Source organism: Pyxidicoccus sp. M6 (assembly GCF_055568925.1).
Map to the genome: position 1 here is coordinate 5262838 of NZ_CM145714.1, position 21217 is coordinate 5284054.

Here is a 21217-nt window from a genome sequence, read left to right on the forward strand (position 1 = left end):
CCCGGTCTCAGGGGGTTCGAAGCAGGGTCCGGGAAAGCCGCTGTCACCAGGAGAGCGCACCTTGGTCCTTCCACGAGCAGCGGCCGGTGTCATCGTCCAGCAGCAGCAGGATGCGTTCTTCCTCATGGACACCGAGGGCGGGGAGGTCTTCCGAATCAATGAGACCGCGGCGCGTATCTTCGAGCTGTGCCGTAGCGGCAGCACGCTCGAGGACGCCGTACGGGCTCTCTCCCGTGGAATGGGCGAATCGGCACCGATGCAGGAAATCGCCGACGACGTTCAGAGTACTGTAGCTCAGTTCCAGGAACTGGGGCTCTGCGAGCCCCCCAGCGCTTCCTGAGACGTCTCATCCCCCCACCGAAATGATGAATCCGGTTCATCCCGTGGCCCGTATGGCCATGGCAGCGCATTGCGCGCGGAGGAACCCAAGATGTGTGTGTTTTATTTGTCGATAAAACGCATACGACGCCTGTGAGGCGGAACGCGGTGTTTCACAGCACAGGCCCAACCCCAACCCGAAAGAGGTTCACCATGTACGTCAAGGCCCAGATCGTTCGCGTCGCCGCTTCCTCCGACAAGTGCTCCTGCGGCGGCACCATGACGGTCCTCACCGTCGCCGAGTAGTCCATCCTGCCGTTGTCTCTTCCTCCCTCCACACCCCGAAAGAGGACGCCCATGTACATCAAGCCCGAGATCGTCCGCTGTGCTGCTTCGAGCGACAAGTGTTCGTGTGGTGGCACGATGACTGTGCGCACGTCCATCGAATAATTCGATGGTTCGGGCGGAGAGGACCTCCTCTCCGCCCGATTTCGTTTCAGCCCTGTCGTCTGTCCGTGCGTCCGGTTCGCCGGGACGTGGAGGGGAAGGCTCTACCCGCAGTCCCACGAGGTTCACCATGTACGTGAAGGCCGAGATCGTCCGCGTTGCCGCGTCGTCCGACAAGTGCTCCTGCGGCGGCACCATGACCACTGTCAGGGTGCTCGAGTAGTAGTCACGGAGCGCGCGGAGGGCTTCCTTCCGCGCGTGCCGTACGCAGTACCCCGCGCCGCGCGCCGGCTCACACCGGAACGCGGACGGGCTCAACCCACAACCCAGCGAGGTTCACCATGTACGTGAAGGCCGAGATCGTTCGCGTTTCCGCTTCCTCCGACAAGTGCTCCTGCGGCGGCACCATGACGCTCGACACCGCCACGGTGGTCCAGTAGCCGGCGCCCGCGCCGTCAACCCGCAACACCCCGAGAGATGACCATGTACGTCAAGGCTCAGATCGTTCGCGTTGCCGCTTCCTCCGACAAGTGCTCCTGCGGCGGCACCATGTCCGTGGCGCTGACCGCCACCACGGCGGAGTAGTCCTCTCCGGTGGAGGCGGGGAGGGTGACCTTCCCGCTTCCGCCGGATTGCAGCACCCCACTCACGGCCCGGTTCGCCGGGCCGTGGGATGGGCCTCAACCCCAACAACCCGAAAGAGGTTCACCATGTACGTCAAGGCCCAGATCGTTCGCGTTGCCGCTTCCTCCGACAAGTGCTCCTGCGGCGGCACCATGACCGCCACGGTGCAGGTCGCGGAGTAGTCGTCAACGGCAGCACCCGGCCGCGGTCCGGTTCTCCGGGCCGCGGCTGGTTTCCCAACCACACCCCAAAGACAGAGGTCACCATGTACATCAAGGCCGAGGTCGTTCGCGTTTCCGCTTCCTCCGACAAGTGCTCCTGTGGCGGCACCATGACCACCACGGTGCGCACCGTCGCGGAGTAGTCGCGGCTCGCGGGCGGGAGGTGCTTCCACTTCGGGAGTGCTTCCCGCCTGTGTCTTCCACACCCCTTTTCCTGTTCCTCACTCCACCGTGTCCTCCTCGTCCACCCCATTGCTGCTGCTCACCCAGGCGGACCTCCATGGCGCGCCGCTGTTCCGGCTCGTGTCCGTCGACGTGGCGGTGCGTCCGGGCGAAGGCCGGCTCTGGGTGGACCTGTCCCGTGACACCGGCTACGCGCCGGCCTGGCAGCAGCACCTGCGCCACCTGAAGGCCGTGGGCCTCGGGCGCTACGCGCTGCCGTGGGACGAGACGGACTTCTTCTTCTCCGTGCGCGGCCGCAAGGTGACGCTGGATGGGCGCAGCGCGTCCCTGCCGCTGTTCGTCGCGTGGGTGGCGTTGCTCGCCGGCCGCGAGCTGCCCGCGCCCTTCCTCGCCACCGGGGTGGCGCTCGACGGCAGCGAGGCGCTGGTGCCCGCGCCGCTCGACAAGCTCCAGGGCAAGCTCGCCGCCGCGGACGCCTACGTGCGCCAGGTCCACGCGTCCGCCGGGCGCGTGGCGGCCTGGGTCCCCGCCGGTAGTCAGTGGGACGCCGCGCCGCTGAGCGCGCTGGACGTGCGCTCCGTCCCCAGCCTCACGGCGGCCGCCGAGTCCGTGCTCGGCGCGCTGCCGCTGCGTGCGGCCGCTGGCGCGATTTCCGGAGGGGTGGCGGCATGATTTCCCGGGGGCTTCGCGCGGTGCGCGAGATGTACGAGCTGACGCGCGGGCTGGGCAACCTGCGGGTGCTGATGGTGTCCGGGCTGGTGGGCACGGTGGCCGGCGGCCTGCTCAACCCGGTGATGCCGCTGTACCTCCAGTCGCGCGGGCTGGATTTGCAGGGCATCGGCCTCGTGTACTCGGTGGGCTCGCTGGTGCCCATCTTCCTGCAGCCGGTGATGGGCGCGCTGTCGGACCGTTACAGCCGCAAGGGCTTCGTGGTGGGCCTGTCGCTCGTGACGTCGCTGCTGGTGCCGGTGATGGCGCTCTTCGCGCACCCGCTGCCCCTGGCCGCGGCGCTGTCGCTGAAGCTGCTCCTGCAGCGCAGCGCGCAGCCGGTGAACGGCGCGCTGGTGGCGGACTTCGCCCCGAAGCAGAAGCGCGCCACCATCTTCGCACTGCTCGACGCGAGCACCAGCCTGATGTTCGTGCTCGCGCTGGGCGCCTCCGCCTTCGTCATCCGCTGGCTGTCCACGCAGTACACCTTCTTCCTCGCCGGCGCGCTCTTCCTCGTCAGCAGCCTGCTGCTCCTGAAGCTGGAGGAGCCCGCGCGCGAGGCGCCGAAGGCGCGCGCCTCCGGCGGCGGTTGGAAGCTCGCGCTGGACGCGGTGCGCGCCCCGGTGGACTACGTGCGCGGCTCGCCGCGGCTGGCGGGCCTGTTCGCCTGGCAGTTCTTCTTCGCCTTCGCGCTCAATCTGTTCCCCATCTACGTCCCGCTCTACGCGATGAAGCTGGGCGCGCCGTCGGAGGCCGTGGGGCCGCTCGTCGCCGTCTCCTGGCTCGTCTACGCCTTCGCCCAGCCCTTCGGCGGGCGGCTGTCGGACGGGACGCAGAAGCGCCACGGCATCATCCTCGCGGGGCTCGCGGGCATGGTGCTCATGAGCGGCATCCTCGGCCTCTCCGGCTGGCTGCCCGCGCCGTACGGCCTCGCCCTCATGGTGGTGTCGTGGGCGCTGCTCGCGGTGCCAGACGGCCTGCACCGCCCCTCCGCGCAGGCGGTGGTGGTGGAGGTGGCCCCCACGTCGGAGCGCGGTCGCTTCCTGGGCGCGCTCGGCGGCTGCGCGGCGCTCGCGCAGGTGCTCGCTCCGCTCACCTATGGCTTCGTGGCCCGGCACGCCGGGCTCTCCAGTGCCTTCCTGCTGTCTTCCGGCGCGTTGCTCCTGTCCCTGGCTGGCATGGCCTGGGCACCCGGGCGCTCCGCACCGGCCGCCGTACCCCACACCCCCGTCCTCACCCCATCTCAGGAGCCCGGATGAAAACGTCGACCTGTACCTGGGGCGCCGCGCTCTTCCTCGCGTGCTTGCCGACCCTGGCCCTCGCTGATTCGCCCGAAGACAAGCAGCACTACAACTACAAGGCCACCTTCACCAGCGAGCCCATCACCATCGACGGCAAGCCGGACGAGGCCGTGTGGCAGACGGCCCCGGAAGCCTCCGGCTGGCACCTCACGCGCATCGACTACGGCAACCCCGCGCGTGACGACACCAAGGTCCGCATCCTCTACGACAAGCACAACCTGTACGTGCTGTTCTACTGCCTGGACAAGGACCCCTCGAAAATCACCGCGTACAGCGTCCAGAACGAGTCCTTCCTCCACCAGGAGGACAACGTCACGGTGATGCTGGACACGTACAAGGACCACCGCAACGCGTACTACTTCTGGACCAACCCGCTCGGCGTGCGCACCGACGGCCGCATCGTCGCGGACGGCGAGGCCTTCACCACGTCCTGGGCGGGTGAGTGGGAGTCCATGGGCTCCGTCACCCAGGACGGGTGGTACTCCGAAATCCGCATCCCCTTCGCCAACTTCCAGTTCCCGGACGTGAAGGAGGGCGAGGAGGTGACGTTCGGCCTGATGCTGGACCGCGAGCAGGCCCGCACACAGGAGTGGAGCAACTGGACGCCGGACGGCGTCAACAGCGCCAAGGTGAGCCGCTTTCCGCACCTGGAGGGGCTCAAGGGAATCGAGGGGCGCCGCAGCTGGGGCATCACCCCGTACGTGGCCACGGACTTCGCGCTGAAGACCACCGCGGACCGGAAGAAGTTCAAGCCCAACGCCGGCTTCGACGCGCGCATCGACCCGACGTCGAACGTGGCCCTGAAGCTGACCGTCAACCCGGACTTCTCCGACGTGGAGGCGGACCAGGACCGGCTCCTGCTGGACACCGAGGAGCCGCTGCTGCCCGAGCGCCGTCCCTTCTTCGTGGAGAGCGAGCACCTCTTCCTCGCGCCCATCAAGATCTTCACCTCCCGCCGCATCGCCATGAAGCCGCACGACCAGGTGCTCGGCGGCGCGCAGTTGACGGGCAAGGTGGGCGGCCTCGGCTTCTCGCTGCTCGACGTGCAGCACCGCGACGACCCGGGCGACGGCAGCAACGACAAGGAGAACCTGAACTCCGGCGTGCTGCGCCTCCAGCAGGACATCGGCAAGCGCTCCGCCATCAACCTCATCGCGGTGAGCCGCAAGGGCGACAAGTACGGCTGGTTCCGCACCACCGGCCTCGACGCCAACATCCACATCTGGGAGGAGCTCTTCGTCCAGGCGCAGATTCTGAAGAGCTGGAGCGACGTGGCGGGTCACAAGGACTCGGAGGCGTACAAGGTCGCCATCCACCGCTTCGACACCAACTCCGAGTTCTGGATCCACCTGGAGGACATCGGCAAGCGGTACGCCAACCCGCTGGGCTACACGCCGGTGCTCGACAAGCAGGGCTGGAATACGCACCTGTACCTGACGCCGTTCCCCAAGCTGAAGTTCCTGCCGCAGGTCAACCTCACGTGGGACCACCTCTGGCGCCGTGACCACGACAAGGTGCGCACCCGTCTGCGCCACCGCGTCAACGTGCAGCCGTACCTGCACCACAACTTCGCCCTCTACGCGGACTACGTCTACGACGACAACGAGGGCTTCAAGGACCGCATCGCCACCGGCGGCTTCATCCTCTTCCCCAACGACTGGCAGAGCCTGACGCTGACGGCCTTCACCGGTAACTTCCTCGGCGGCCCCACGCGCGGCATCAACGGCGCGCTCAACATCAAGATGGGCAACCGGCTCCAGGCGAAGCTCAGCGGCTTCTACACGGAGAGCAAGGACGTGCCGGAGAACAGCGAGCTGTATGGCACCTCCGGCACGGGCCACTCGTGGAGCGGCTACGCGCAGCTGCGCTACCAGTTCAACCCGAACCTCTACACCCGCGTGACGTTCCAGCAGGGCGCGGTGTCCGAGCTCGCCGACTACAGCAACGTGAAGGGCACGCTGCTGGACGCCGTCTTCGGCTGGCACTACCGCGAGTGGAGCGACCTGTTCCTCGTCTATTCGGACCAGCCGTTCAACGGTTCGCAGGAACGCCGCATCCTCTCGAAGATCTCCTTCACGTACTGAAGTGCCCGGAGTGAATCTGTCATGAGCACCGCCAACACGCCGCAGCCGCAGGACATCTCCAGCCGCTACAACCAGGTGTCGTCGACGTACAACGACAGCAAGTACACCAAGGCGGCGCACAAGTTGTTCTGGGTGGTCTACGAGGAGCTCACCTGGAGGGCCGTGGAGAAGGTGCTGCCTCCGGCCGGCACGTCGTGGCGCGTGCTCGACGCGGGCGGTGGTGGCGGCAAGTTCAGCGCGCGCTTCGCGGAGGCCGGCCACAACGTCACCGTGCTGGACATCTCCGCGGGCATGCTGGACTCGGCCAAGGCATATCTCGGCTCGAAGGGGCTGTTGGAGCGCTGTTCCTTCATCGAGGGCACGGTGGCGGACCTGCCCTTCAAGGACTCGGAGTTCGACCTCGTCTTCAGCGAGGGCGACCCGGTGTCCTACTGCCTGGACCAGTACCCCAAGGCGATGAGCGAGCTGGTGCGTGTGGTGAAGCCGGGCGGCCCCGTCATCATGGGCGTGGACAACCGCCACGAGCACTTCATGTTCGAGCTCAAGCACGGCAAGAAGGCCGAGGCGCTGAAGATGCTGCTCACGGGCCGCGGCAAGTGCCCGTACGGCCTGCCGGTGCACCTGTTCACCCTCAAGGAGCTGCAGGACGGCGTGAAGGCGGCGGGCGCGGACGTGGAGGAGATCTTCGGCAAGCCCGTCATGTACTTCGAGATGCTGGAGGCGATGCAGGCCGAGCGCGGCCCGGACTTCGACGTGTGGGCGGCGCGTGATGAAATCATCGCGATGCAGGAGAAGCTCGCGCACGAGGGCTATGCGCTGCAGGGCCAGCACTTCCAGGTGATGGCGCGCAGGAAGAAGTAGGAGGCACGCCGTGTCGTCGATTCCATTCCTGGGCGTGGGGCTCAGCTACCGCTGGGACTTCCAGCCGAACCTCGCGCGGGGCAACCCGGGCGTGGACTGGCTGGAGGTGATGCCCGAGCACTTCTTCCCGCTGACGGAGGACACGGTGCGCCGGCTGGAGGTGCTGGCGAAGCGCTATCCGCTGGCGGGGCACGGGCTGGAGCTGTCCGTGGGCTCGGACGGCGTGGATGGCCCGGACTACGTGTCGAGCCTGAAGCGGCTGCTCGCCACCACGCGCGCCGCGTGGCACTCGGACCACCTGTGCTTCACGCGCGCGGGCGAGCTGCCGGTGCGCTCGCTCACGCCGGTGCCCTTCACGGAGGACGCGCTGGAGACGTGCGTGCGCAACATCCGCCGCGTCCAGGCGGAGCTGGGCCTGCCCTTCATCGTGGAGAACATCGCCTGGCTGTTCGACACGCCGCTCAGCACGCTGGACGAGGCGGACTTCCTCACCCGCGTGGTGACGCAGTCCGACTGCGGCCTGCTGCTGGATTTGCACAACGTCTACGCCAACGCGGTGAACCACAAGTTCGACCCGTACGCCTTCATCGACAGGCTCCCGTTGGACAGGGTGGTGCAGATTCACCTCGCGGGTGGGGTGACGATGGAGGGCGTGTACGTGGACAGCCACTCCAGCGTGTCGCCAGAGGAGGTGTGGCGGCTGTTGGAATACGTGGCGCCGCGCTGCCCGGTGCGCGGAGTGAACTTCGAGATGGACAGCGGCTTTCCGCCCTTCGCGCGGCTGGTGGAGGAGCTCGCGCGGGCGCGGGCCATCCTCAAGCGCTGCGGCGCGAGCGCGGCCTGACAGGACGACACGACATCATGGGCTACTCCGAGACGCTGGAGGTGCTGGCGCGGTTGCACGTGGATGCACGCTTCCGCGAGGCCTGGTTGCGGGACGCGAACGCGGCCATGGCGCCGTACACGCTGACGCCGCGCGAGCGTGAGGCACTGGCGGGCGCGGACGCTGTCGTGGTGGAGCGGGCGGGGCGGATGTTGGACGGGCACCGCCTGTCGCGTGTGCACGAGCATCTGCCCTGGGCGGACTCGGCGGTGCGGCCCGGCCTGCTGCCGGTGCTGAAGGACTTCCTCCAGGACGCGCTCCCGGAGTTGCTCAACCGCGAGGAGGCCATCGCCTTCTGCCGCTACCTGGAGGCCGCTCCGCGCGGGAAGCTGCCCGCGTACATGGCGGACCTGGCCCGCTGTGAGCGGCTGCGCATCGCCCTCGCGTGGGGGCTGCAGCCGATGGCGGGACCTACCCACGTGGAGTCGTTCCAGTACCCGGTGACGGAGTTGCTCGCCGCGCTGGCGCAGCCGGGCTGGCCGGAGGCGGCCGTGCGTCCCACGCGCGTGGAGTACCTCAAGGTGCCGGGCCTGCCGGCGGTGATGGTGCGCGCGCTGTAGCGGGCCGGGCCTTCGCCTTCAGCGGTTCCACAGGAAGTCGGTGAGGACGCCGTAGTGCACGGCGGCCGCGGCGATGACCATGAGGTGGAAGACCTCGTGGTAGCCGAACACCCTGGGCGCGGGGTCCGGCCAGCGGCGCGCGTACACCACCGCGCCCAGCGCGTAGAGGACGCCTCCGAGCGCGAGCCCCGCGACGCGTGCCGGGCCGATGACCTCCGGCAGGTGCATCACCACCGGCGCCGCCAGTGTGCCCAGCGCGACATAGAGCGCTGAACGCGCGCCCCGCGACGCGGAGATGCCGAGCAACGCGAGCGTCGCGCCCGTGAGCGCACAGCCCCACATCAGCCAGAGGAGGGGAGTGCTCCATCCGCTCCGCGTCTCCAGCGTGGCCATGGGTGTGAAGCTGCCCGCGATGAGGAGGTAGATGGCCGCATGGTCGCACCGGCGCAGCCGCAGGTACGCGGCGCGGCTCCACGTGGGCCAGTGGTACGTGCCACTCACACCGAACATCAGGACGAGGCTGATGCCGAACACCAGGGCCGCCGCGTAGTGCGCCCCCTGCGCGGGGGACAGCGCGAGCTGGACGCAGCCGCACAGCGCCGCCACCGCCGCGAGCAGGTGTGAGAGGCCCCGCAGCCGGGGCTTCACTTTGTCGTCCATCAACAGTGCTTCGATGCCGCGTGGAGATGCAGCCATGACCTCTGGGTAGTCACGGCATGTCACCGCTGCGTCAGCGCGTGCCCCTCGCGTCCAGGTCTTGACGCACGTCGTGCTGAAGCGTCCAGCGCTTCACGGGTGGAAGTGCCAGCGGGTAACAGCCACGTGTCAGTCCGCGGGCGACACGAGCACGGAGTCCGCCGTGCGACGCGTCGGGCCCTGGTAGACGGCCTCGATGTTGTTGCCGTCCGGGTCCAGCACGAAGGCGGCGTAGTAGCTCGCGTGGTAGTGGCGCAGGCCAGGCGCGCCGTTATCTCGGCCCCCCGCGGCGATGGCCGCCGCGTGGAAGCGGTGCACCGTCTCGCGGTCCTTCGCCTGGAAGGCCAGGTGGATTCCGTACCCGGAGGGAGAAGCGCCCGCGTCGAGGGGGCCGACGTAGAACTCGTCGGCGGAGAAGACGTGCTCGTTGTCATCGGAGATGGGGACGCCGAGCACGTCGAGCACCGCGCGGTAGAAGCGCTTGCTCGCGTCGAAGTCCTTCACGCGGATGCTGACGTGGTCGATCAGGCGGCCCGTGTGGAATTCCTGCATGTGGTTTCTCCTCGGTGGTATGGCGAGGCTGCCATGAAACCCCGCCTGCTGACCTTCTTCTGTGAGCTGGGAGCCGGCCCGCTGCGTGAGCTTTTCCGCACTCCGGGCATTGTCGAGGACCTGGTGGCGCTGAGTGCCGGCGTGAGCCTGGGCCTCTTGGACCTGAGCCCCGAGCGCGCCGAGGTGGTGCGCCGTCTCAACGCGGAGGGCGTCCCCGTCACCGCGTGGCTGTTGCTACCCGAGGACCAGGGCTACTGGTTCCACGCGGGCAACGTCGCGCAGGCCGCCGCGCGCTACGAAGCCTTCCTCGCGTGGACGGCCGCGCACGGGCTGAAGTGGGACGGCGTGGGCCTGGACATCGAGCCGGACATCCGCGAGCTGCGGCAGGTGCTCGGGGGCGAGTGGTGGAAGCTCGCGAGGCTGCTGCCCCGGCTGGTGCTCGGCGGGCGCTTGAGGAAGGCGCGGGCCGCGTACACCGCGCTGGTGCAGCGCATCCGCGCGGACGGCTATCGGGTGGACACGTACCAGTTCCCGTTCATCGTGGACGAGCGGCAGTCGCGCTCCACGCTGCTGCAGCGCGTGTCGGGCGTGCTGGACGTGCCATCGGACCGCGAGGTGCTGATGCTCTACACCAGCTTCGCGCGTCCGCACGGTGCCGCGCTGCTGTGGAGCTACGGCCCGGGTGCTCCCTCCATCGCGGTGGGCATCACCGGGGGCGGGGTGGAGCTGCCGGGCGCGCACCTCCCGCCGCCGCTGGACTGGGCCGAGCTCTCGCGAGACCTACGCCTCGCGGTGCGCTGGACGCATGACCTCCACGTCTTCAGCCTGGAGGGCTGCGTGCGGCAGGGCTTCCTCTCGCGGCTGCGCACGTTCGACTGGGATGCGCCGGTGGACCCGCCCGCCATCCCCGCGCGGCGCGTGGATGTGCTGCGCCGTGCGGCGCGCGGCGTGCTCCGCGTGAGTGCGCGCGTGCTCCGCTGACGCCTCGGAGGGCAGGCAGGGGGCCAAGGCGCCCCGCGTCATGTGCCTGGCTGGAAGGTCTGGGTTGACGCTCGGGAGAGGGGGAAGTGTCATGGCGCCCCCAAGCTCCCCCAAGCCTCAAGCCCGGCACCGTCCGGGACGTGACTGCTCATGACCGACCACCGCAAGACGTCGAAGCTCCTCGGCGCGCTCCTGCTGTTCGTGGGCGCGCTCCAGGCCACGCCCGCCCGGGCGGCGCCCGCGTCCCCGCCGACTCCCGTCCCCGTGCCCAACGGCGGCTTCGAGCTGGCCGGCGGCGCCTCGGCGGTGCCCGCCTTCTGGACGGCGAAGGGGCAGGGCAAGGTGTCCGCCGCGTCCGACACGAAGGCGGAGGGCGCGCGCGGTCTGGTCATCGAAAGCCCACAGGGCGGCGCGGAGACCACCGTCGAGTCCGAGGCGATGAAGCTCCAGGTGGGCCAGCTCTACAGGCTCAGCGCCTGGGTGCGCACGCGCGGCGTGCAGGCGGACCCGCAGGCCCGCTACCCCACGGCGCTCGGCGCCTGCATGTCGATGAAGAGCTTCCCCTTCACCAACTGCACGCCCGCGCCCGCCGCGGAGGGCGGCAGCCGCGTGTCGGCGCTCTTCTTCGCCACGCAGGCCTCGGACCGCGTGCAGCTCCACCTGGGCCGCAACGGCAAGGCCACCGGCACCGCGTGGTTCGACGACGTGCGCGTGGAGAAGGTGGACGACATCACCGCCTACGTGCCCATGGAGTCCGTGCGCTGGGCCGGCAAGGGCTTCCGCTATGACGACGGCGGGTGGATCTATGTCCACGTCGAGGGCGAGCCGTACGAGCGCGGCACGCAGCTCGGTGAGCTCACGGGCGCGGAAATCGTCCGGTACATCGAGAAGCTCGGCATCCAGAAGGACAAGACGGACGCGGTGAAGGGCTGGAACCACGCGCGGCTGCTCGCGGACGCGCTCTTCCTGCGCAAGTACGACCCCGAGTTCCTGGAGGAGATGAAGGGCATCGCCGACGGCGCCAACAAGGCCGGCGCGAAGTTCAAGGACCGCGAGCTGGACCTGCTGGACATCGTCACCATCAACTCCGCGGTGGACGCGGGCCAGCTCGAGGAGGCCAACCGCGCCACGGCCACGCCGCTGTCCGGCCGCACCTTCCTCAAGGCCGAGGACGAGGCCGAGCGCGCCGGCAAGGGCGACCACTGCTCATCGTTCGTGGCCACGAAGTCCGCGACGAAGGACGGCCGCGCCATCATCGGCCAGATTTTCATGTGGAACGGCTACACGGGCGTCCACTGGGACGTGATTCTCGACGTGCAGCCGACGAAGGGGCACCGCTTCGTGATGCAGACCTTCCCGGGTGGCATCCACAGCGGCGCGGACTGGTACGTCAACGCGGCGGGCATCGTCATCGGCGAGACGACGGTGGGGCAGACGCCGTTCGACATGAACGGCTCGCCGCAGAGCAACCGCATCCGCAAGGCTGCGCAGTACGCGTCCAGCATCGACGACGTGGCGCGCATCCTGAAGGACGGCAACAACGGCCTCTACAGCAACGACTGGACGCTGGCGGACACGAAGACGGACGAGGGCGCCTGCTTCCTGCTCGGCACGAAGAAGACGCGGCTGTGGCGCACGGGCAGCAAGGGCAACGCCGCGGACACGCCGGGCAACCTCAAGGACTTCATCTGGGCCAACAACAACACTCGCGACCCGGAGGTGCGCAAGGAGTACGTGCCCAACCCGGACAACGCCCCGGTGGACCTGGCCTTCAACACCTGGAACCGCGACATCGCCTTCCAGGAGTACTACGCGAAGTTCGGCAACAAGGGCTTCGACCTGGACGTCGCGACGCGGATGATGGCCTCCACGCCCATCAACCGGCCCCACGCGTGCGACGGCAAGGTGACGACGTCCGAGATGGTCGAGAAGCTGATGTTCCTCGCGCACTACGGCAAGACGACGCTGCGCGAGAAGATGATTGGCAGCCGCTTCATGCCGGACCTGCCGGGCGCCACGCCGCACCTCTCACTGGGCTACACGACGTTCAGCCCCGTCGTCGTCGCGGACAAGCTGAAGGAGGCGCACAAGACGTGGAAGGCGCCCGAGGACCCCGCCGCGCCGAAGCGGGACCTGGCGAAGGTGAAGGACGCCGTCACCTTCGACGAGTCGCTCCTGTGGTCCAACACGGTGTTTCCCGCCACGGACGGTGACAACTGGCTGTCCAGCGGCACGGCCGCGTACTGGAAGCTGCTGAAGGACCTGCCCGACGGCGCGGACAAGGCCTTCGAGCAGCAGCGCGACGCGCTGGCGGAGCTGAACGCGCGCTTCCTCTTCTTCACCTCGCGCGAGCAGGACGTGGTGCCGGTGAACGCGAAGACGGACTACGGCAAGTACGGCCCGTACATGCTGCCGCGCATCAAGGGCACCTTCGCGCTGCACCAGCTCCGGCTGCTGCTGGGCAACAAGGACTTCAGCAAGGCGATGGGCGCGGTGCACACGCGCTACGCGAACAAGGACATCACCACGGCGGACTTCAAGCGCACGGTGCTGGAGGCCACCAACAAGGACGTGGGTGCCTTCGTCGCGCAGTGGCTGGAGCGCACGGGCCTGCCGCAGCCGCGCATCCGCGCGAGCGCCGTGCAGGTGAAGGACGGCTACGAGACGACGCTGAAGGTGGAGCAGCCGGGCCTGCGGCCGTGGCACTTCGTCACGCTGGTGGAGGTGAAGACGGCGAAGGGCTCCACGCTGGAGCGCGTGGAGGTGAAGAGCGCGAACGAGACGTTCACCTTCCGCACGGCGGAGGCGCCGGCGCGCGTGGTGTTCAACGCGTCCAACGACATCCCCGTGCCGCGCGAGCGCTTCCAGGTGCTGGGCAACCAGACGGACGCCTTCGACAAGCTGCTGCTGGTGCACGGCACCGCGCGGCAGACGGAGTCCATGCGCACGCTGGCGCTGGGCTACCGCGACGTGCTGGCGGACGTCTTCACGGAGGTGCTGCCCCCGGTGAAGCCGGACGGCGAGGTGACGGACGCGGAGCTGGCGGACCGGGACCTCGTCCTCTTCGGCGGCGCGGAGGACAACGCGGTGCTGGCGCGGCTGGCCGAGGAGAAGAAGCTCCCGGTGGAGCTGGGCCGGCGCTACTTCCGCTGGCAGGGGAAGACGTACGGGCGCCCGGATGACGGCATCGCCATGGCGCTGCCCAACCCGTGGAACCCGAAGCGGTCCCTGTACCTGTACGTGGCCAACAGCGGCCTCCAGCTCTGGCAGATGACGCGTGCGTACCAGCGCAACCTGCAGGGGTGGGCGCGCTTCCAGGGCAATGACGTGAGCGCGAAGGGCTTCCATGATTTGGAGTCCCTGTCGCAGGACGTGACGGTGACGCCGCCGCCCGCGCCGCCGCCGGCACCGCCGCCCGCGACGCCGCCGGGACCTCCGGCGCCGAAGCTGGGCATGCTCATGCGGTGACGCGGTGAACGGGCGGCCCGGTGCGTGCCTCACACCGGGCCGCCTGGGAGGCGAGGGCGCGGGTGGACAGTGCCGCGCGGGTGCTTAGGCTGGGCGACACTCCTGATAGAGGTCCTGTGTGAGCTCCCTCGTCATCCGGCTGGTCTGTGGCCTGCTGTTCACCGCGCTGGTGCTGGGAGCCGTCGTGCACCCGCCCGACAACATCTCGCAGGGCATCGGAATGCTGCTCCCCGGGGCCCTGCTGCTGAGCGTGGCACTCAAGGGACCGCGCCGCTCCATCATCAAGAAGAAGCGCGCGCCCATGCCCACGGGCGAACTGCCGCCTGGAGTCTGAAGCAGTCCAGCACCAGGCCAACTCCGCGAAACTCCTGGCCCCATGCTGGGCAGGTAGGCATCTAGATAGGTATCTCGATATATCTTGAATCTAGATATATCGCGTCCTATATCTGGAGCATGAGACATCCACACTGGGGCGGCCCGGGCCGTCCTTTCTTCCATCAGGACGACGGCTCCGAGCATCACCACCGCAGGGGACGTCACGGACATCATCGCGGCGGCGGTCGCGGGGGACGGCTCTTCGACTATGGGGAGCTGCGCTTCCTCATCCTCGCGATGCTCGCCGAGCGCCCGTGTCACGGGTACGAGCTCATCAAGGGCATCGAGGAGCGGCTCGGCGGCGCCTATAGCCCCAGCCCTGGGGTTATCTACCCGACGCTCGCCTGGCTGGCCGACATGGGCTACGCCGAAGTCGAGAACGAGGAAGGCGGGCGCAAGCGCTACCGCGCCACCTCGGAGGGACAGGCCTTCCTCGCCGCCAACCGCGCGGCCGTTGACGGGCTGCTCGCTCGCATCCGCTCTACCGCGCCCGGAGGGCCGGACCCCGTGCCCGCGCAGGTGGTGCGCGCCATGGAGAACCTCAAGGTCGCCATGCGCCTGCGCTTCAAGCAGGGGCCGATTGATCAGACGGCGGCGGAGCGCATCGCCGCGGCGCTCGATGCGGCGGCGCAGGCCGTGGAGCGCAGTTGAGCACTGGCACAACTCCCAACGGAGGAACCACCCATGGATGAGAAGAGCATGGCTCGGAATGGGGCCGACGCCGGCCAACCGGGCGCGCCTCATCAAATCATTCGCGTGCGTCACGAGCTCCGGCGGCGCAGGCTCGTCGTCAGCGGCGTGGAATCCCTGACACCCCGCATGCGGCGAATCCGTTTCACGTCGCCCGACCTCGCGGACTTCAACAGCCCGTCACCGGACGACCACATCAAGCTGTTCTTCTCGGGCCGGGACGCGGCGACAGGCGAACCGGTGATGCGTGACTTCACGCCGCGCGCCTTCGACAACGCCGGGAAGACGCTGACCATCGACTTCGCCCTCCATGGCTCCGGGCCCGCGACGGAATGGGCCGCGGGGGCGCAGGTCGGCCAGACGCTCGAGATTGGCGGGCCGCGAGGCTCGACCGTCGTGCCCGATGACTTCGACTGGTACCTGCTGATTGGCGACGAGAGCGCGCTGCCAGCCATTGGCCGCCGGGTCGAAGGGCTGCGCCCTGGCGTGCCCGTGACGACCGTGGTGTCCGTGGCGAATGAGCGCGAGGCCCAGCGCTTCGTGACTCGGGCCTCCTGGCAGCCGGAGTGGGTCGTACGCGGGGACCCGAGCGAGAAGGACGGTGAATTGCTGCTCCGCGCGCTCGCCCGGTTCTCGCCTCCGGCGGGGGATGGCTTCGTCTGGATTGCTGGCGAGGCCGCGCTCGTCTCCGAGGTGCGGGCGCACTTCGTCGAGAAGCGCCGGCATCCGGCGGACTGGATCAAGGCAGCGTCCTACTGGCACCGGGGCGGACATGAGGAGGGTGGCGCCCCGGGCCATCGTGCATGACGTTGCGCGGTGTCGCGCTCAGCGGCCGCTGCCTTCAGCCCGTGCCACGTTCGGCGTACCTCTCCGCGCGTGTTCGGCCACCATGTCGACGAGCTGTTCGAGGACCCCATGCGCCAGGTAGTGGCCCATGCCGGGGATGGTGACGTGGCGGGCTCCGGAGATGGCGGCGGCCGTCGCGCGTCCGCCGCTCGGGTGCACCATGAGGTCGGTGTCCCCGTGGATGACGAGCGTCGGCGCCGTGATTCGTCGAAGCTCTTCCGTCCGGTCCCCTGATTTCATGATGGCGCCAATCTGCCGCGCGACACCTTGCTGGGCCGTTCGTCCGTCGCCGCGCACCCACGCTTCCGCGGCGTAGGCTCGGACGGAGGCGTCGTCGAACGGAAAGCCTGTCGCCGCGATGTGGCGGACGATGCCGAGATAGTTCGTCACCGACTCCTCGCTCGTGCTCGCCGGGCTCCTGGCGAGCCGCAGGATGGTCGAGAACGCGGGCTGCCCGACGCTGCGAGCGCCAGTCGTGGAGAAGATGGACGTGAGGGAGCGGGCCCGCACCGCATGCCGCGCCGCGAGCGTCTGGGCAATCATGCCGCCCATCGACATGCCCACGAGGTGCGTGCTCGCGATGCCGAGATGGTCGAGCAGCCCCACGGTGTCGGTCGCCATGTCGGCCAGGTCGTAGCCATCGGGCCGGGGAATCCGGAAGAACTGCTGGAACTTGCTCGGGGGAGGCACCTGCGCACGCGATGAGCGGCCCACGTCGCGGTTGTCGAACGCGACGACGTAGAAGCCCCGGTGCACGAGTGCGTCAATCATGGCCTTCGGCCACGAGGTCAGGTGGAGCCCGAGCCCGGCCAGCAGGAGCAGTGGCTCGTCCGTTTCTCTTCCCCAGGTGCGGAAGCAGAGGCGGATGCCATGGGGCAGGTCGCAGAAGCGGTCCTCCCCTGGAGCGTCGGCAATGGCGAGCGGCACGGTGCTCATACCGCTACCGCGACCTTCGGCTCGGACGCGACGACGTCGCGGACGTGTGAAGAGAAGCGCAGGTTCGGGTCCTCCACCGAGTCCTCCTTCAGGAGCTTGACGTCGGAATAGTAGTCCATCGACATCAGCCAGGGGGCCTGCATGCCCTGACGTGGAAGCTCGCTGATGGAGCGCTTCACGTACCCCGCTCCGAAGTCGAGCAGCGGCCGCGTCGGCATGGACGCATCGCTCAACTCGGGCCGGCAGATGGAGTGGCCGTTCGCATCCATGTACGAGAGCAGGCGGCAGAAGTGCTCACAGAGCAGGCCAATCTTCAGCGTCCACGACGAGTTGGTGTAGCCGACCGCGAGCGCGAGGTTCGGGACACCGTCGAGCATCATGCCCTTGAAGGCCACCTTGCCAGCCAGGTGCACCGGCGCTCCGTCGACCGTCAGGTTCATCCCGCCGAGCGGCAGGAGGTTCAGTCCCGTGGCGGTCACGATGATGTCGGCTTCGAGCTCACGCCCCGATTCGAGGACGAGGCCGCGCTCGGTGAAGGTCTGGATGCGGTCCGTGACGACCGACGCGTTGCCCTGGCTGATGGCCTTGAAGAGGTCCGCGTCGGGGACCATGCATAGCCGCTGGTCCCATGGCTCGTACGGCGGATTGAAATGCTCATCCACCGGATAGCCTTTGGGGAGGTACTTCGCATTGAGGTAGCGAATCAGCCGCCGCGCCGTGCGAGGGAAGCGCCGGCAGAACCGCCAGAAGGCCCGCTGCACGGCGATGTTCTTGCGCCGCGTGAGCGCGTACGCCCACTTGCGGGGGAGCAGCTTGCGCAGCAGGTTCGCAATCACATCCTCGGAGGCGACCGGCATGATGAACGTGGGGGTCCGCTGCAGCATCGTCACGTGGCCCGCCGCGCGGGCCATCGCGGGCACGAGCGTGACAGCCGTCGCACCGCTTCCGATGACGACGACGCGCTTGCCGGCGTAGTCAAGGTCCTCGGGCCAGTGCTGCGGATGGACGATGCGCCCCTTGAATTGCCCGGTGCCTTCGAAGCGGGGCGTGAAGCCCTCGTCGTAGCGGTAGTAGCCGCTCGCGCAGAACAGCCATTGGCACTTCAACTCGATGCGCTCGCCCGTGTCGGTGCGCTCGACGTCCACGAGCCAGCGGGCGTCCTCGCTCGACCAGGAGGCGCCGAGCACCTTGTGGTGCAGCCGGACCTTGCGGTCGATGCCATTCTCGGCGGCCGTCTCGCGAAGGTAGGCGAGGATGGCGTCCGCGCTCGCGATGGCCTGGTCCTTGTCCCAGGGCTTGAACGCATAGCCGAACGTGTGCAGGTCGGAGTCCGAGCGGATGCCGGGGTAGCGGAACAAATCCCACGTGCCGCCCGTCGCGCCGCGCGCCTCGAGGATGGCGTACGACTTCGCCGGGTGCTCCTTCTGGAGATACCAGGCCGCGCCGATGCCTGAGATGCCCGCGCCGACGATGAGCACGTCGACGTATTCGGAAGGCGCGGAGACGCGCGTGAGGGACATGGTGGGCTCCGTGGATGTGCAAGCAGGGGCGCTGCCAAGGCCGCCCCTCGGGGTGCCGACGACGCAAACATTGCGACACCGAAGTCCCGATTCAAGGTGCAGGCTGCACAAAAGTTCGTTACCCGTGGTGCAGAATGCACCGGCAGGAAAAGGGAACGTGGCAGTGGGAGCGCCCGTCGGCGCGCGTGCGCGAGCTCATCCGGCGAGGGGCGGAGAAGGCCCTGAACGCGCCTCCGGAGTGGATGGATGAGCTGGACGCGGCGACGCTGTCGACCGAGCACATGAGGGTCATCGCGGAGGACCCGGTGCTCGCGGCGGCCACCCGCCGGACGAATCGCGCGAACCTCATGCACTGGGCGGCGGCCAACCTCCGGGACCCGGGAGCGCCCGTCCCGGCGAACGTTGGCGCCGAGCCGCTCGCCATCGCACGGGACCTCGTGCGGCGGGGGTTGAACGAGTCCGCGCTGCACACCTACCGCACCGGGCAGAACGCGGCCTGGCTGCGGTGGATGTCGATTGCCTTCGAGCTGACGTCGGACCCCGGCGAGCTGCGCGAGTTGCTCGACGTGACGGCCCGCTCCATCTCCGCGTTCATCGATCGTCGAGCAGGTGCACACGGCGATTCGGCAGACGCCGTACGTGCGGATGGCGGTGGGCTCGGTGGGCCGTGGAATCGAGGGCTTTCGCCGGAGCCATCTCGACGCCCTGACGACTCAGCGGTGGTTGCCCGCCTCGGCTCCGAGCGGCGCGTCGTCAGCTTCGACGACGTGCGGCTCGTCTCGTTGCTGACCCAGGACGCAGAGGGCGCGGACCAGTTCGTCAAGCACACGCTGGGAGCGCTCGAAGCGGCCGACGCGGAGCTTCGGCGCTCGCTGCTGACGTTCCTCAATGAAGGGTGCAATGCCTCTCTCACGGCGGTGCGGCTCCACACCCATCGCAACACGCTGCTGCGGAGGCTGGCTCGTGCCGAGGAGCTCCTCCCGCGTCCGCTCGCACAGAATCGCGTGCAGGTCGCCGTCGCACTCGAGGTGCTGCGCTGGCGGGCGGGGGGCGCCTGAACCCAGCTACCTCGCGTGGTTCTGGCTGCTGCGCCGCTACTTCGCCTCCAACCTGGCTGTCTTCTCCTTCATGACGCCGCTGTTCGGCGTGTCGTTGGGAGTGCTCGTCCTCGGTGAGCCGCTCACGCTGAACTTCGTGTTGGGTGCGGCCCTGGTGCTCGCGGGCATCGGATGGGTGAGCGGCGAGGCGTGGCTGCGCCGGCGGTTGATTCAGAGCGCGTAGACGGTCCTCACCTGGCGAGTTGCGCGTAGGACAGTGTGGCTCGTGCTCATGGAGCCGGCGCCGGAGTGCACCGGACAGCTTCGGCATGGCGTAATGCTCCCCCGCATTGCCGCCGAGCGGGGTCGAGCCACTCACGGAGCGTTCTGACCGGCGACCTTTCTGGCCGGCTCGGGAAGGGAGGCCGCTGGAGGGGCACTCGCCACCTCCGCCTCCTGTCTCGCCAGCGCTTCCTGCATCCGCCGCGCGTCGGCCACGAAGCTCCGCGAGGCCAGGAAGATGAACACCGAGGTGAACAGCAGCATCACCGGGATGAGGAACATGGCGCTGTGCAGCCCCGTCGCCTTGAAGGCCTCCGTCACCTCTCCCGTCCCCGCCTCCCGCATCGCCGTGACGGTGAATGCGTCGGAGAGCCCGCCCACCACGGCCGGGCCCAGGGCTCCGCCGAGCACGTACACGCCCGCGAAGAAGACCGCCACCGCCCGCGCCCTCAGGCGCGGCTCCACCACGTCTTGAATGGCTGGATAGACGCTCGTGTAGAAGTTGTAGACGCCCAGCCAACCCAGCCCGAAGCACAGGGCGAACAGAGGCACTGACGTCTGGCCCAAGAACAGCGCGAGCCCCGTGCCGAGCGTGCCCGCGAGCAGGCTGACAGCCCCGAAGGTGAGACGCCCCCGCTCCGACCTCGAGTGCAACCGGTCTGCCATCGCACCACCGAGCGTCAGCCCCACGAGCCCGGTGACACCGGTGATGCAGCCGGTCACCACCGCCGCCTTCACCAGGGACAGACCGAAGTAGCGCTGCAGCAGCGGCACCAGGAAGCCGTTGCCCGCGTACGTCGCGAAGTTGCACGTCACTCCCGAGAGCGTCAGCCAGAGGAGCGTGCGGATGCGCAGCAGCGTGCGGATGGGCTGCGCCACCGGTTGCTGTGAGCCGCGCGCCACCTCGTGCGCCCCGCGCTCCGGTTCCTGGATGCGGAACAGGAAGAGCGCCAGCATCACCCCCGGAATCGCCGCGATGAAGAAGGGCGCCCGCCACGAGTCGAAGGCCGCCACCATGCTGCCCACGGTGAAGAAGGCGAGGACCAGTCCCACCGGCAGCCCCAGCATGTAGATGCCCGTGGCGCGCGCCCTCCGGTTCGCGGGGTACAGGTCGGCGATGAGCGAGCCGGCCGCCGGGGCGTAGCTGGCCTCGCCCACGCCCACGCCCAGCCGCAGGAGGAAGAAGGACCCGTAGTTCCACGCCAGGGCGTTGAGCCCCGTGAAGGCACTCCACACGAGCAGGCCCCAGCCGAGCACCTTCCGCCGCGCGCCCGTGTCCGCCATCTTCCCGAGCGGGATGCCCGCAATGGCATACACGAGGGTGAAGGCGGCGGAGACGAGCCCCAGTTCCAGGTCACTCAGCGCGTACTGCTTCCGCAACGGCTCGATGATGATGGCGGGGATGGTGCGGTCGTAGAAGTTCAGCAGGTTGGCGAGGAAGAGCAGGAGGAGCACCCTGCTTGCGTTGACTGCCTGCCCGTTTACGACATCGCCCATGGGACCTCCCGGAGAGTCCGGCTACCCGGTGTCGATGAACCGCCTGTGTCGGAAGACCGCCTGCGGAGCTCCCATGTCGTGAAGAGAGTCTCGGGACGAGCTCGTGCCGCGAGCTTGTCACGAACGGCGCGTCGGTTCCCCCCTCCC

At 68.6% G+C, this 21217-nt stretch carries 20 protein-coding genes; 14 read left to right on the top strand and 6 right to left on the bottom strand.

Features of this window, described 5'->3' with window-relative positions:
• The first annotated feature begins 61 nt into the window (after positions 1–61).
• Positions 62–340, top strand: coding sequence for a PqqD family protein (locus ACVTJA_RS21000; protein WP_465838624.1), 279 nt, complete (start codon positions 62–64; stop codon positions 338–340).
• Between the two features lie 151 nt (positions 341–491).
• Here ACVTJA_RS21000 and ACVTJA_RS21005 read toward each other — a convergent pair whose 3' ends face one another.
• Positions 492–761, bottom strand: a complete 270-nt coding sequence (locus ACVTJA_RS21005; protein ID WP_465838626.1) for a hypothetical protein — start codon at positions 759–761, stop codon at positions 492–494.
• Positions 762–1841: 1080 nt separating this feature from the next.
• Between ACVTJA_RS21005 and ACVTJA_RS21010 the strand changes: the two genes are divergently transcribed.
• Genes ACVTJA_RS21010 through ACVTJA_RS21035 form a run of 6 tightly spaced genes read left to right on the top strand, consistent with a single transcriptional unit; the run spans position 1842 to position 8190 of the window.
• A complete protein-coding gene (locus tag ACVTJA_RS21010; protein WP_465838628.1) occupies positions 1842–2465 on the top strand; it encodes a hypothetical protein in 624 nt (207 codons plus the stop codon).
• A complete protein-coding gene (locus ACVTJA_RS21015; protein ID WP_465838630.1) occupies positions 2462–3760 on the top strand; it encodes an MFS transporter in 1299 nt (432 codons plus the stop codon). The genes ACVTJA_RS21010 and ACVTJA_RS21015 overlap by 4 nt, the downstream gene beginning before the upstream one ends.
• On the top strand, positions 3757–5886 hold the full coding sequence (locus tag ACVTJA_RS21020) for a carbohydrate binding family 9 domain-containing protein (RefSeq protein ID WP_465838632.1): 2130 nt from the start codon (positions 3757–3759) through the stop codon (positions 5884–5886). The genes ACVTJA_RS21015 and ACVTJA_RS21020 overlap by 4 nt, the downstream gene beginning before the upstream one ends.
• A 21-nt stretch (positions 5887–5907) precedes the next feature.
• Positions 5908–6747, top strand: a complete 840-nt coding sequence (locus ACVTJA_RS21025) for a class I SAM-dependent methyltransferase (RefSeq protein WP_465838634.1) — start codon at positions 5908–5910, stop codon at positions 6745–6747.
• A 10-nt stretch (positions 6748–6757) separates the two neighbouring features.
• Positions 6758–7591 (top strand): MbnB/TglH/ChrH family RiPP precursor modification enzyme, encoded by an 834-nt coding sequence (locus ACVTJA_RS21030; protein WP_465838636.1) that lies wholly within the window; start codon positions 6758–6760, stop codon positions 7589–7591.
• 17 nt (positions 7592–7608) lie between these two features.
• On the top strand, positions 7609–8190 hold the full coding sequence (locus tag ACVTJA_RS21035; protein WP_465838638.1) for a hypothetical protein: 582 nt from the start codon (positions 7609–7611) through the stop codon (positions 8188–8190).
• Between the two features lie 18 nt (positions 8191–8208).
• Here the strand turns inward: ACVTJA_RS21035 and trhA are convergent, their stop codons facing one another.
• Positions 8209–8886, bottom strand: a complete 678-nt coding sequence (trhA, locus tag ACVTJA_RS21040; RefSeq protein ID WP_465838640.1) for a PAQR family membrane homeostasis protein TrhA — start codon at positions 8884–8886, stop codon at positions 8209–8211.
• A gap of 129 nt (positions 8887–9015) precedes the next feature.
• Positions 9016–9438: a VOC family protein gene (locus tag ACVTJA_RS21045; RefSeq protein WP_465838642.1), complete on the bottom strand. Its 423-nt coding sequence runs from the start codon at positions 9436–9438 to the stop codon at positions 9016–9018.
• 33 nt (positions 9439–9471) lie between these two features.
• Here ACVTJA_RS21045 and ACVTJA_RS21050 point away from each other — a divergent pair, with 33 nt between their 5' ends.
• The 5 genes from ACVTJA_RS21050 (at position 9472) to ACVTJA_RS21070 (ending at position 15759) form a co-directional block, all read left to right on the top strand.
• On the top strand, positions 9472–10419 hold the full coding sequence (locus tag ACVTJA_RS21050; protein WP_465838644.1) for a hypothetical protein: 948 nt from the start codon (positions 9472–9474) through the stop codon (positions 10417–10419).
• Positions 10420–10569: 150 nt separating this feature from the next.
• The gene (locus ACVTJA_RS21055) at positions 10570–13887 is read left to right on the top strand and encodes a C45 family autoproteolytic acyltransferase/hydolase (protein ID WP_465838646.1); all 3318 of its coding nucleotides are present in this window, start codon (positions 10570–10572) and stop codon (positions 13885–13887) included.
• A 118-nt stretch (positions 13888–14005) separates the two neighbouring features.
• The gene (locus tag ACVTJA_RS21060) at positions 14006–14221 is read left to right on the top strand and encodes a hypothetical protein (protein WP_465838648.1); all 216 of its coding nucleotides are present in this window, start codon (positions 14006–14008) and stop codon (positions 14219–14221) included.
• Between the two features lie 119 nt (positions 14222–14340).
• Positions 14341–14913, top strand: coding sequence for a PadR family transcriptional regulator (locus ACVTJA_RS21065; protein ID WP_465838650.1), 573 nt, complete (start codon positions 14341–14343; stop codon positions 14911–14913).
• A 168-nt stretch (positions 14914–15081) separates the two neighbouring features.
• Positions 15082–15759, top strand: a complete 678-nt coding sequence (locus ACVTJA_RS21070; protein ID WP_465838652.1) for a siderophore-interacting protein — start codon at positions 15082–15084, stop codon at positions 15757–15759.
• Between the two features lie 18 nt (positions 15760–15777).
• Here the strand turns inward: ACVTJA_RS21070 and ACVTJA_RS21075 are convergent, their stop codons facing one another.
• Positions 15778–16734: an alpha/beta fold hydrolase gene (locus tag ACVTJA_RS21075; protein WP_465838654.1), complete on the bottom strand. Its 957-nt coding sequence runs from the start codon at positions 16732–16734 to the stop codon at positions 15778–15780.
• On the bottom strand, positions 16731–18254 hold the full coding sequence (locus ACVTJA_RS21080) for a flavin-containing monooxygenase (protein WP_465838656.1): 1524 nt from the start codon (positions 18252–18254) through the stop codon (positions 16731–16733). The genes ACVTJA_RS21075 and ACVTJA_RS21080 overlap by 4 nt, the downstream gene beginning before the upstream one ends.
• Positions 18255–18388: 134 nt before the next feature.
• Here ACVTJA_RS21080 and ACVTJA_RS21085 point away from each other — a divergent pair, with 134 nt between their 5' ends.
• Complete coding sequence (locus ACVTJA_RS21085) at positions 18389–19312, top strand: PucR family transcriptional regulator (RefSeq protein ID WP_465838658.1); 924 nt, start codon at positions 18389–18391, stop codon at positions 19310–19312.
• Complete coding sequence (locus ACVTJA_RS21090) at positions 19218–19535, top strand: EamA family transporter (RefSeq protein WP_465838660.1); 318 nt, start codon at positions 19218–19220, stop codon at positions 19533–19535. Before ACVTJA_RS21085 ends, ACVTJA_RS21090 begins: the two co-directional genes overlap by 95 nt.
• A 131-nt stretch (positions 19536–19666) precedes the next feature.
• Here ACVTJA_RS21090 and ACVTJA_RS21095 read toward each other — a convergent pair whose 3' ends face one another.
• Positions 19667–21070: a spinster family MFS transporter gene (locus ACVTJA_RS21095; protein ID WP_465838661.1), complete on the bottom strand. Its 1404-nt coding sequence runs from the start codon at positions 21068–21070 to the stop codon at positions 19667–19669.
• Positions 21071–21217: the final 147 nt, after the last annotated feature.